7 protein-coding genes are annotated in these 12,357 nt (G+C 70.8%); 4 read left to right on the forward strand and 3 right to left on the reverse strand.

What is annotated here, in order from left to right; all coding sequences use genetic code 11:
- Nucleotides 1–278 precede the first annotated feature (278 nt).
- Nucleotides 279–4,886, forward strand: a complete 4,608-nt coding sequence (locus tag ACWW1C_RS24810) for a PGRS repeat-containing protein (protein WP_455980726.1) — start codon at nucleotides 279–281, stop codon at nucleotides 4,884–4,886.
- Nucleotides 4,887–4,963: 77 nt separating this feature from the next.
- On the opposite strand, the gene ACWW1C_RS24815 is transcribed toward ACWW1C_RS24810, so the two are convergent.
- A complete protein-coding gene (locus tag ACWW1C_RS24815) occupies nucleotides 4,964–5,641 on the reverse strand; it encodes a M24 family metallopeptidase (protein ID WP_455984428.1) in 678 nt (225 codons plus the stop codon).
- Nucleotides 5,642–5,672: 31 nt separating this feature from the next.
- The gene (locus ACWW1C_RS24820; RefSeq protein ID WP_455980727.1) at nucleotides 5,673–6,434 is read right to left on the reverse strand and encodes a polysaccharide deacetylase family protein; all 762 of its coding nucleotides are present in this window, start codon (nucleotides 6,432–6,434) and stop codon (nucleotides 5,673–5,675) included.
- 135 nt (nucleotides 6,435–6,569) lie between these two features.
- Here ACWW1C_RS24820 and ACWW1C_RS24825 point away from each other — a divergent pair, with 135 nt between their 5' ends.
- The gene (locus tag ACWW1C_RS24825) at nucleotides 6,570–7,067 is read left to right on the forward strand and encodes a cupin domain-containing protein (protein ID WP_455980728.1); all 498 of its coding nucleotides are present in this window, start codon (nucleotides 6,570–6,572) and stop codon (nucleotides 7,065–7,067) included.
- A gap of 289 nt (nucleotides 7,068–7,356) precedes the next feature.
- Nucleotides 7,357–8,778, forward strand: coding sequence for a hypothetical protein (locus ACWW1C_RS24830; protein ID WP_455980729.1), 1,422 nt, complete (start codon nucleotides 7,357–7,359; stop codon nucleotides 8,776–8,778).
- A 70-nt stretch (nucleotides 8,779–8,848) separates the two neighbouring features.
- On the opposite strand, the gene ACWW1C_RS24835 is transcribed toward ACWW1C_RS24830, so the two are convergent.
- Nucleotides 8,849–11,599, reverse strand: a complete 2,751-nt coding sequence (locus ACWW1C_RS24835; RefSeq protein ID WP_455980730.1) for an AAA family ATPase — start codon at nucleotides 11,597–11,599, stop codon at nucleotides 8,849–8,851.
- A gap of 113 nt (nucleotides 11,600–11,712) precedes the next feature.
- On the opposite strand from ACWW1C_RS24835, the gene ACWW1C_RS24840 reads away from it, so the two are divergent.
- Nucleotides 11,713–12,354: a TetR family transcriptional regulator gene (locus tag ACWW1C_RS24840; RefSeq protein WP_455980731.1), complete on the forward strand. Its 642-nt coding sequence runs from the start codon at nucleotides 11,713–11,715 to the stop codon at nucleotides 12,352–12,354.
- Nucleotides 12,355–12,357 lie beyond the last annotated feature (3 nt).

Genomic DNA, 12,357 nt, shown 5'->3' on the forward strand with positions numbered 1-12,357 from the left:
GTGTTCTAAATTTCTCCCACGCAGCAACCATGCCGACCGCCCGACGGCGGACCGCGACCACGGCGCCCCGGAACCGATGCCTCGTCAAAATATGCACGACAGCCGACTTTTCCGCAGGTGAGAATGCCTTTTCCACGATGCATCCGGTACCCACGGTCCGTCGATATGAACGGGCGCACACTTTCCCCAAGATGTTCACAGCTTTCGATTACGAGTGTTAGTCTCGCCACGTTTATTTACGGGGGTGTTGTTTCTCACACCCATGCGCGAGGAGGATCGTGGGCAAGCACAGGGCAGTGGGGACGAACAGCTGGTGGAGCGCGGCAGGCCCGCTCGCGGCCGCGGGGTTGACGAGCGCGGCATTCGCCAGCGCCGGCGTCATGCTGCTACTGGGGCCCGATTCTCCGACGATGCAGTCCGTCACCGCAGACATCAGGCTGGTCAACACCGAGAGCTCCACCGGCGACGGTGGCGCCAAGTCGGGCAACGCCGGCGCCGCCAAGGCGAGCGACGGCAAGACCAAGAACCCGAGCAAGCCGAAGCCGTCGACCAAGCCGTCCACGAAGCCGTCCACGAAGCCGAAGCCGTCCGCCGAATCCGGTGAGACGCCGTCGTCCGGCAGCGCGACCGACACCCCGCGCACCCCGCGCCAACAGGCCCAAGACCGCATGCGCCAGTACGCGGACGACGCCAGAAAAGCCCTGAACGACATCACCCGGGGCATCAAGCCGCCCAAGCACGCCACCCCCGGCACGGGCAGCCACTCGCGGGGTCCGCGCCCCACGGCCGCACAGAAGCCCGATCCGGCGGACAAGGCGAACTCCGCCTCGGCCGTCGGCCCCAAGCAGCAGCCCCACACCGGCACAACCGCGGGCACCTCGGCCGGCGCCGCGACCCCGACGGTCCCGAGCGGCCCGTCCACTCCGGCAACCCCGTCCGCGCCGGCGGCCCCGGGAGCCGGCGCGGTCATGACGGCGCCCACGACCAAGACGTTCAACCCGATCACCGGCCTGCTGTCAGCGGTCGGCCTGGGCACGATGCTGGCACCCGACGCGCCGACCCACCCCGATCAGATGCCCGGCGTCTGGGCCTTGATGGCCTGGGTGCGCCGCCAGGTCGAGTACGGCGCCCCCAAGCGGTTGCACCCGGGCGCCCCGCAATCCGTGGCTGCCACCGCCCCGCCGACCACGGCCAACCCCCTGGGCACTGTCAACCCCCTCTCGGCGACCAACCCGCAGACTGCACCCGCTCCGCAGGGGCCCGTCAACCCGCTCGCGGCCGTCAACCCGCTGGCCGCTGTCGGCCCGCTGGCCCTGCCCACGTTCGTCGACCCGACGGTGATCGTCGCCAACTGGATTTACCAGAACGTGCACTTCGGCGTGCAGGCCTGGATCAACAGCCCCATCGGCTTCGTGGTCGACACCGGGATCAACCTCCTCGCCGGCCAATACCTGATCGGCAACGGCACCAACGGCAACCTGATCACCCCCAACGGCGGCAACGGCGGCATCTGGTTCGGTGACGGTGGTAAGGGCTACTCGAGCGGCCTGCCCGGAGTAACCGGCGGCAACGGCGGCAACGCCCGCGGCTTCGGCAACGGCGGCTCGGGCGGCGCCGGCTACTCGGGCTTCGGCATCTTCACGCCGACTGCCGGTGGCAACGGTGGCGACGCCGGAGGGATCGGTCACGGCGGCGCCGGCGGCAAGGGCGGCGACGGTGCCACCGGCGCCGACGGCCTTGCCGCGCTGGGCCAGAACGGCGGCAACGGCCAGACCGGCGCCAACGGCGGCGACGGCGGCAACGGCGGCCACATCTTCGGCATCGGCGGACGCGGTGGTGCCGGCGGGAAGGCCGGTAACGGCGGTCACGGCGGCTCGGGCGTGCTCGGCGGCGGAGCACTCGGTGGTGGCGGAAACGGCGGCAATGGCGGAAACGGCGGCGTCGGCGGCAAGGGTGGCAAAAAGGTCGGGCTCATCGGAACCGTCGGCGCCGGCGGCACCGGTGGCGCAGCCGGATTCGCCGGAAACGGCGGCAACGGGTCCGACGGCAGTTCCTCGCTGATCCCGGACGGCGGCAAGGGCGGTGACGGCGGCAACGCCGGTACTGCGGGCGCCGGCGGGTTCAACGGCAGCGGCACGAAGCAGGCCGCCACCGGTAACGCCAGTGCCACCGGCGGCAACGGCGGTAAGGGCGGCAACGGATTCGACACCATCACCGCGATCGGCGTCGCGGGTAACGGCGGCGCCGGCGGTAACGGCGGTTCCGGCGGAACCTCGGGCAACGGCGGTAGCGGCGGCGCCGGCGGCACCGGCGGTAACGGCGCGAATGGTCTTGCCGCGCTTGGCGAAAACGGCCCCAACGGTGGTCACGGCGGTAGCGGTGGTAACGGTGGCGCTGGCGGCACGCAGGCCGGGAACGGCGGCAAGGGCGGTGTCGGTGGCGACGCCGGCAACGGTGGCAGCGGCGGCTCGGGCGTGCTCGGCGGCGGAGCCCTCGGCGGCGGCGGTAGCGGCGGCAACGGCGGTAGCGGCGGCGTCGGCGGTAAGGGCGGCGCAGCAGCCCATGGCACCGTCGGAGCCGGCGGCCAGGGCGGGGCAGCCGGCAGTGGCGGCGACGGCGGTAACGGCTCCAATGGCAGCTCGTCGCTGATCCCGGACGGCGGCAAGGGCGGTAACGGCGGTAATGCCGGCACCGCGGGTGCCGGTGGCTTCAACGGCAACGGGCAGAACCAGGCCGCGACGGGCAACGCCAGCGCACACGGCGGCAACGGTGGCAAGGGCGGCAACGGATTCGACACCATCACCGCGATCGGCGTCGCGGGTAACGGCGGCGCAGGCGGTAACGGCGGCTCCGGCGGATCCAACGGCAACGGGGGCAACGGCGGCGCCGGTGGCACCGGTGGCAGCGGCGCAGATGGTCTTGCCGCGCTTGGCGAAAACGGCCCGAACGGCGGTAATGGCGGCGCGGGCGGCACCGGTGGTGCCGGCGGAACCAGCGCCGGCAACGGGGGTAGCGGCGGCGTCGGCGGCAACGCCGGTAACGGCGGCAGCGGCGGCTCGGGCGTGCTCGGCGGCGGAGCCCTCGGCGGCGGCGGCAAGGGCGGAAACGGCGGCAGCGGCGGTGTCGGCGGTAAGGGCGGCGCAGCGGCTCACGGCACCGTCGGTAGCGGCGGCAAGGGTGGCAACGCCGGAAACGGCAGCAACGGCGGCAACGGCTCCGACGGCAGCTCGTCATTGATCCCGGACGGCGGCAAGGGCGGTGACGGCGGGAACGCCGGCACCTCGGGCGCCGGCGGCTTCAACGGCGCGGGTGCCAACCAGGCCGCCAGCGGCGCGGGTGGCAATGGCGGCAACGGCGGTAAGGGCGGCAACGGATTCAACACCATCACCGCGATCGGCATCGCGGGTAACGGCGGCGCAGGCGGCAACGGCGGCTCCGGCGGATCCAACGGCAACGGCGGCACCGGCGGCGCCGGCGGCACCGGTGGCAGCGGCGCCAATGGTCTTGCCGCACTTGGCGAAAACGGCCCGAACGGCGGTAATGGCGGTGCCGGTGGCACCGGTGGTGCCGGTGGCACCAACGCCGGCGACGGTGGTAGCGGCGGTGTCGGTGGCAACGCCGGTAACGGCGGCAGCGGTGGCTCGGGCGTGCTCGGCGGCAACACCGGCGGTTCCGGTGGTGCGGGCGGCACCGGCGGCGCCGGCGGCAAGGGCGGCGCGGCGGCCCACGGCAACGTCGGTGCCGGCGGCCGCGGCGGCAAGGCCGGAAGCGGTGGCACCGGTGGGGCCGGTTCGGACGGCATCTCGTCGATCCAGCGCGACGGAGGCAAGGGCGGTACCGGTGGCACCGCGGGCGGCGCCGGGGCCGGCGGCTTCAACGGCAACGGCGCCAACCAGGCCGCCAGCGGAGCGGGCGGTGTCGGAGGTGACGGCGGCAAGGGCGGCAACGGCTTCGACGCCCTCACCGTCCTCGGCACCGCGGGCCGCGGCGGCGACGGCGGCGCAGGCGGTTCGGGCGGCGTGACCGGCGACGGTGGTGCGGGCGGGGCAGGCGGAACCGGTGGCGACGGCGCCAACGGAACCATCGGGGCCTTGCTGGGGGCCACCGGCCTGTCGGGCACCAGCGGCGGTGCCGGCGGTAACGGTGGCATCGGCGGTGCCGGCGGCACCGTCTCGGGCGTCGGCGGCGGAGGCGGTGCCGGCGGCATCGGCGGTACCGGCGGCAACGGCGGCGTCGGTGGGCTCCCTGCCTTCGGTTCCAACAACGCGGCCGGTATCAGCGGCGGTGGTGGCTTCGGTGGCACGGGCGGCGCAGGCGGTGCCGGTGGCACCGGTGGTGCAGGCGGAACGTCCGTGAACGGCCTCGACGGCGCCGGCGGTACCGGCGGCACCGGCGGCAATGGTGGTCTCGGCGGCGACGGCCAGACCGGCGCGAACGGCATCCCGTTCATCAACGGCAATGCTGGTGCCACCGGCGGCGTGGGTGGCCACGGCGGCGCCGCGGGCGCCGGCGGCAACGGCGGCAGTTCCGGCGACAACGTCGGTGGTGCCGGCGGTGGCGGTGGCATCGGTGGAGCGGGCGGCACCGGCGGCGACGGCGGCAACGGTTACAACGACAACATCACCCAGTGGGGCAATGGTGGCAACGGTGGAGCGGGCGGCACCGGCGGCACCAGCGGCAATGGCGGTAACGGCGGCACAGGTGCGACAACCGGCGCCGGTGGCGACGGTCCCGCCGGCGGCGCCGGAGGCGCGGGTGGTTCGGGCGGCACCAATGGCGGTCACGGCACCCACGACGGCTCCGCCGGTGCCGGTGGCAGTGCGGGCGCCGGCGGTACGGGAGGCACCGGCAACCCGGCCGGCGGCACCGGGATCATCCTGATCTAGTCACAGATGACGAATGCGGTGTGGCGCCGGTCGGCGCCACACCGCATTCGGCTGTTCAGGACGGTCGCGGGAGGCTGTCACCTCCGTAGGTCCAACAGCTCCTCCTGGAACCCGCCGAACCGCCGGCCCGGCTCGACGAGGTGCACTTCGAGAATCCAATGACATTGCCGCCCTTGGGAATCCAGGCGCCGCATCGGTAGGTCCGAGCCGGGCGCAACATAGGAGTCGATCTCGTGGCCACGGATCTTCTCGTGCGGGAACTCCCCCACGAGGTGTCCGGCGATCGCGCCACCGAATTCCCAGCCGGCAGCCCGACTCAACTCGACGACCTGATCGAACAGCTGGGCGCCGGTGATATCCGGAGTCGATTCGAAGTGCCCCCGAGCCGCCTCCCATATCTTTGGTAAGTCGTTACGCAAGGCCAACTTTCGCGGGTCATCACCGAGCACGAAGGTCCGGCCGAAGTCGGCCTCCCACTCCTCGAACAGCGGGCCGAGGTCGACGAACACGATGTCGTCGTCGGCGATCACCCGGTCGGGCGGGTTCTCGCGGGCGGTCGCCAGCGTGTTCTCGCCGCCGTGCACGATCCGTTTGTGCCAGTGCCGCGTGACGCCGAGGATTTCGGCCGCCAGATCACGAATCTCGTCGGTCACGTGCCGTTCGCCGACGCCGGGCCGGATCAGCCCACGCTCTTCGATGGCCACGAACAGTTCCGCCGCCTTGTCCTGGGCATCCAGAAGCCGCGCGGCCCGCATGCCCTCGTCAAACTTCTCCACCGCACCGATGTTAGGCGGGCCGCACGAACTCCCACCCCGCCGCCCGCATGTCGGGGATCGCCCCGGCGTAGCCGGCGGCCGTCCCCGAACCCGGGTGGTTCATGTGGGAGATGACAACGGAACCAGGCTGCGCGCCAACGAGATTCGCGCGCACCCGGGCGGCCGGCAGGGTGGCGCCACAATCGCCGTTGACACTGAAGCCCAGCGGCTGTAGCCCGAGGTCGCGGACGATCTGCACGGCGACGTCGTCGTAGTGGGCGGTACCCGGGCGAAACCAACTGGGCGCCCGGCCCGTCAGTGCGGTGAGCTTCAGCTGGTTGCCCCACACCTCGTCGACGACCTCGGCCGCCGAGCGGGTTCCGGCGATGCCGTAGGCGGCACGGCCGGTCACCGACAGCGGCACGTGGCGGGTGCCGTGGTTGCCGATCTCGAACAGCGGATCGGCCGCGAGCTGTGCGGCACGGTCCGGGTGTTGGTCGACCCACCGTGAATTGAGGAAGAGCACCGCGGGCACTTTGTGGCGCTGCAGCGTGTCGAGCAGCGCGTCGTCGACACCGCCGCGGCAGGCATCGAATGTCAGGGCGATCTGGCGCCCGTTCGCCGGTACCGAGGTGACGATCCCGGGCAGTGCCATCCCCCACTGGGTCGGCACCCGGCGCGCGTACTGGCCTGCGACGGCCGCCGGATCCAGCGCGGCGGCGCTCCTCGCAGCCAGCGCCAGCGAACCGGCGGCCATGGCCCCAGCAGCCAGGAAAGCGCGTCTGGTTATCACCGCTCGGACGCTAGGCGGGAACTCTGAACAAGGAGTGTCCGGAGCCTGTGAATTCGCCGCGAACCAGGACAGAGGCAACCGTCCTATGGTGGGAATCGAGAAGCCGCCGATCTCGATGGCCACCGGGAGCCGACCATGTCGCTGGTAGTACCGCCATATCCGCCGGCCCGCTACACCGCCGACCAACCGGAGGTCAGCGCCACGCTGCGGCGTGGTGACGAGCCGCCCGATTACGACTCGCACGGCGTGATCCAGTACCACTACCTCGCGAACCAGAACAAGACCGCGGGTGACTACGGCCTGTACCGCGTCGACATCGCACCCCACGGCGGTGGCCCGGGCCCGCATTTCCACCGCGCCATGTCCGAGGCGTTCTTCGTGTTGTCCGGCACCATGACGCTGTACGACGGCACCGACTGGATCCAGGCCGGCCCCAACGACTTCCTCTACGTCCCGCCGGGCGGCATCCATGGTTTCCGCAACGAGGCCGACGAGTCCGCCTCAGTTCTGATGCTGTTCGCCCCGGGCGCACCCCGGGAGGCCTACTTCGAAGGGTTCGGCCACCTCGCCGACCTGACCGACGACGAACGTCGCGAGTGGTTCATCAAGCACGACAACTTCTTCGTGGAGTGACGCGGGGCGGTCGGGTCCGGACCGGCACCGCCTCGCACCGTGCACATTGAGTCATTTGTCTCTACCGGCCAGTAACCCATACATCCCATGATGTGCGTTGCCGTCAATATTTGTTCGATCCGTGATCGAACCGACGGAAAAGTCAGGTAGGCGCTGCCGCCGCTGTCCGGCCGCAGCGAATGAGAGGAAACCCATCTTGCACGCCGTCGTCCGATCGTCCGTCCTTTCCGGAGCCACACTGCTGACGGCGGGAGCCATCGCAGTCACTCCCATCCAACCGCTGGCTCACATGCCGTCGCTCCCGTCGATCAGTCACGCGGTGTCGACTGCCGCCGTCAACCTGACCAGCAGTCCGTTCGACCTGTACGGCCAGGTTCTGAAGACCGCCGCAGGCAACCTGCAGGCGGACGTCAAGTCCTACCTGGACATGGGACTGTTCCCGATCCTGCGTCAGATTCTGACCAACCAGGTGGGCACCATGACCGGTCTGGTGGACGCCCTCGGCGAGAGCGGTAAGGCCGTGGTCACCGCGCTGACCAAAGACGTGCCCGGCTACCTCGGGGCCGCCTTCGGCGACCTCGGCAAGGCCAACATCGAGGGCGCGCTGAACAACCTCCAGCTGGCGATCGTGCTCCCGATCTTCGCCGCGATCAACCCGATCGGGCCCCTGCCGAAAGCCCTGGGCAATCTCATCTCGCGGCCGCTGCAGAGCGTGATCAACATCGCCAACGACCTGCCGAACATCATGCTCGAGCTCGGCGTCGGCCTCATCGGACCGGTCGCCAGCACCGTCGGCGCGATGGGCACCGCGGTCCAGAACGTCATCAACGCGGTGAAGGCAGGCGACCTCGGCAAGCTGGCGACGGCCGTCATCCAGGCGCCCGCCACCGTCGTCGACGGTCTGCTCAACGGTGGCTACGGACCCAACCTCGGCGCGCTGCTGGGACTCAACATCCCCGGCTTCAACATCTATGGCGGCGGCCTGTTCGGCGGTGGCGCAACCGTTCCCGGTGGCACGACGATCGCCGGCACGTTGCAGGCCATTGTGGCCGTCGTGAAGTCGATCCTCACCGACATCACTCCCGTCAAGCCGGCGGCTGCGACTGCCGCGACGACCGCTGCCAAGGCCGTCTCCGATGTCGCCTCCGTGCCCTCCACCACGGCCACGACGGTGACGCTGAGCACCGCCGCGACGACCAAGGCCGTGGCAACCGACACCGCGAGCACCGACAAGGCCAAGGCGGCAACCGACGCCACCACCAAGGCCAGTGGCTCGACGGCCGGCGAGACCACCGGTTCGGCCACCGAAACATCGAGCGACGGCAAGTCGCCCAGCTCGACTACCGACGGCACCACCAAGACCGGCACCTCGGCGGGCTCGAGCAGCGACGGCAAGACCACGGGCTCGACCGCAGCGGGTGACAGCAAGACCGGGGAAACCAAGGCCGGCGACACCAAGACGGGCTCCAGCTCCAGCAGCTCCGGCTCGGCCTCGGGCAGCGATGGCACCAAGACGACCACCCCCGGCAGTAAGGGCCATCAGGGCAAGTCGGGCTCCGACTCGGGTTCGGGCGCCGGTGCAGGCGCGGGTTCGACCTCGAGCTCTTCGGGTTCGGACTCGGGCACCAAGGGCGGCAACACCAAGGGCGGCAACACCAAGGACTCGCACACCGGCTCGAAGACCAAGTCGAAGTCGCACAGCGCGGCCTGACGAATGAGACCAGTCGGCGGCGACGGATTTTTCCGTCGCCGCCGACTTTCCGTTTGGGGCCGTAACTCCCTTACTCGGTCCAGGTCGCGGGACGCGCCACGTCATGAATCTGATGACGGCTGGTGACGCCGAGTTTGGGAAACGAGCGATAAAGGTGGTTGGACACGGTCCGCACCGACAGATTCAAGATGGTCGCGATCTGCGGATTGGTGTACCCCTCGCTCACCAGGTAGACCACGTTGTGTTCCTGCGAGCTCAACGTGCCGGTCTGCACCGACGACGACTGCGGACGCACGCCGGCCGCTCGGAGTTCACGGGTGCACAGGTCAACCCACGGCGCCGCACCGAGATCCTGCATGACGGTCAGCGCCGCGGCCAGCTGATGCTGGCAGTCCCGGCGCCGGCGCTGCCTGCGGAGCCATCCGGCGTAGCTGATGCGCAACCGCGCCCGCTCGAACGGCCAGCGGTTGCCTGCCGGATCGGCGAGCGCCTCGACATAGCGCGCCCCCGCGGTGTCCGGGTTGAGTACGGCGTCCGCATGAGCGATCAGCTGCGCCAAACGCGGTGACACGGATCTGGGCAGATGACCCACGATCCGGGCCAGTTGTTCACGGGCGTGCGCGATTCGTCCCGTCGACACCGCGGCCTCGGCGTAATCCGCCAGGGCCAGATACGACGCATACGCGTGCAGCGGCAATCCGGACTCGTCGAACAGCTCAGCCAATTCGGCATAGGCGGTGGTGTCCTGGTTCTCGGCCAACGCGATCGAACCCGCGACGTGGTGTATCCACGCCGCCACCGCCGGCCGGTCCCGGAAGTCGGCCGGCCCGGCGGCGGACTTGAGGTGCGCCCGGCTGGTGGCGGTCTGCCCGCGGCGGGCAGCGACCGTGGCGATCACCAAATCTGCGATCCGTGCGACGACGAGGACGTCGGCGACGGCCGCCGACGAACTCATCGTGGTCGCCGCGTCGACGGCCTCGTCCCAGCGGCCCGACTCGACGAAGGCCCAGCACAGGGCGGTTGAGGCCAAGCCGCCGAAGCGGGGGGCCAGCACCCCGGTGTGCGCGCCGCGCAGGCAGCGCACCGCCAGACCGGGTTCCCCGGCGAGCCAGGCCGACGCACCGACCGCGGTGAGCCCGACGGAGTCGCCGACCCGGCCGGCCAGCCCGATGATCTCCGGCAAGTTCACGTGCGCCAGGTGCGGATCGGTGGCGGTACGGATCCACATCCGGTCGGCGAGCGCAGGCACGTCCGTGGGCGGCTCGGCGTCCTCCAACTGCCTCAGCAGCCGCGTGACACCACATCGTCCGGCGGCGTCGTCGGCGATGAAGGTGACCGTCGCAGCGACCCGAAGCGACTCCCACGCGACCGCGGGGGCAATATCGACCGCCAGGCCGGCCGATTCCAGAAGCATGTCCAGAACCGGCTGATTGTCGGCATCCCAGCACCGCGCCGACCCCAACTCGGTGTGGGCGCGCATCCGGGATATGACGTCGTCGACGCCGTTGAGCGCGCACCGGCTCAGGGCCGCTGCCCAGTGCGGGTCGCCTGCGTTGCGAGCCAGGGGCGCCGCGCGTACCAGATGGCGGGCGTGCTCACCGACATCGGTGGTCAGCATCGCCGCGCGCTGCATGACCACGGCGGCGGCCAGATAGCCGTCCCGGCGCAGCACCTCGTCGCGGGTGTCGGCCAACTGTGCGGCCAGCGCATCGTCGGGTTTGAGCGCCGCTTGCGCGCGGTGCCAGACCTGCCGGTGCGGCATCGCGGCCAGTGCGTCGGCCAGGCGGAGATGCGCTGCCGAGCGGGCCGCCGACGGCGCCCGGTGGTACGCCGCCGACCGGAGCAGCGGATCCAGGAACCGCACGCCGCTCGACTCGACCCGCACGATGCCGGCGACCTCGGCCGGCGCGAGGGTCTGCGGATCGGCCAGCACCGCGGGCATCAGCTGCCGCAGATCCTGGTCGGAGGCCGCTGCGAGAACGAGCAGCGCGGCCCGGGTCTCCCCCGGCAGCAGCGCCAGCCGGCGGCTGTAGATACCCAGGCTGGCGGCGGGCAGTGCCAAGGGCTCGGCGGCCGGGCCCACCGTGGGGCCACCGGCCGCAGCTGTCTCGGCGAAGGCGATGACGGCCGCCGGGTTACCCGCCGCCGCCGTCAGAACCTGCTCGCGGCGCAGGCCGCGCGGTACCGACGGCTGCCGATCGAGCAGCACCGCAGCGTCGGCGCGCGCCAGCGGCGAGAGTTCGATCTCGACGGCGCGGCCGTCGCCACTGAGTACTTTTCCGGCCGTGGCGGGGATCGCCAGCACGACGGTCAGCGATCGCCCGGCGCTGCGACGGGCGGCGAACATCATCGCGTTGCGCGACGGCGCGTCGAGCCATTGCCCGTCATCGATACAGACCAGAACCGATTGCTGCCGTTCAACGTGGCCGAGGAGTCCGAGCAGCGCCATGGCGACCCGGACGGTGTCGAGTTGCTCGCCGCTCGGCGACCGCAGCGCCGCGTCGATGATGTGGTGGTACTGCTCGGCTTCGCCGCCCCAATATCCGAGCGCGTGGATCAGCTGGTGTACGCCGGCGAACGGGGTGGCGGATTCGCCCGGCGTTCCGGCGATCGGCACCACCCGGAAACCGACGGCCCGGGCGTGGCGGCAGGCCACGTCGAGCAGGGCGGTTTTGCCGGACCCGGCGGCGCCGGAAACCACCACCGTGCGCCCGCGCGGGGTATCGCTGATCGCGGCCATCAACCTCGAGAGTTGCTCGCCGCGACCGACGAGCTCCGGTGGCGGCGTGGCCGACTGCTGCTGACAGGGCTCAGCGACCACACCACCTCCTGTGATCCACATCCCACCCGATGCCGAACGTTAGGCAGGCCTCACTCACCTGTCAACTAATTAGTTAGTTAGCAAACGTCGGCCTACCAGCTAAAATCTCCGAAATGGGTCACCCGCGAGATTCCGACGCCACTCGGGCGCGGCTGCTCTGCGCGGCGACCACCGAATTCGCCCAGTACGGCATCGCCGGGGCCCGGGTTGATCGCATCGCCGCCAACGCGGGCGCCAACAAGGCGCAGATTTACCACTACTTCGGCAGCAAAGATCAGCTGTTCGACTCCGTGTGGGCGGCGATGACGCAGCGATTCTTCGCCGACAGTCCGGTGGTTGCCGACGACCTGCCCGGTTACGCCGCGCACCTGATCGACGTCTACGCCAGCCAGCCCGAAGTCGGTCGGCTGATCGCCTGGCACCGGCTGGAACGAGCCGACGATTCCGCGGCGGGCTTTCCCGGCGAGACCATGCACGAGCAGATTGCGTCGATCGCCGCCGCCCAGGCCGCAGGCAAGCTCACCGCCGAACTTCCCGCGCCGGTGCTGTTCACCCTGGTCCTCACCATCGCGTCGATGTGGCACAACCTCAGCCCCACCCTGCTGGCCGTGATCGGCGTCGACGACCACGCCCAGCGCAAGGCCATCGTCTGCGATGCGGTGACGCGCCTGATCACCACGCCGGCCGGCGACACCGCCGGGCCGAGCGCCAGGACACGCCGGGCAAATGTGCATCCGCCAAACCCGTTGCCCTAGACT

This window comes from Mycobacterium sp. HM-7 (assembly GCF_053852335.1).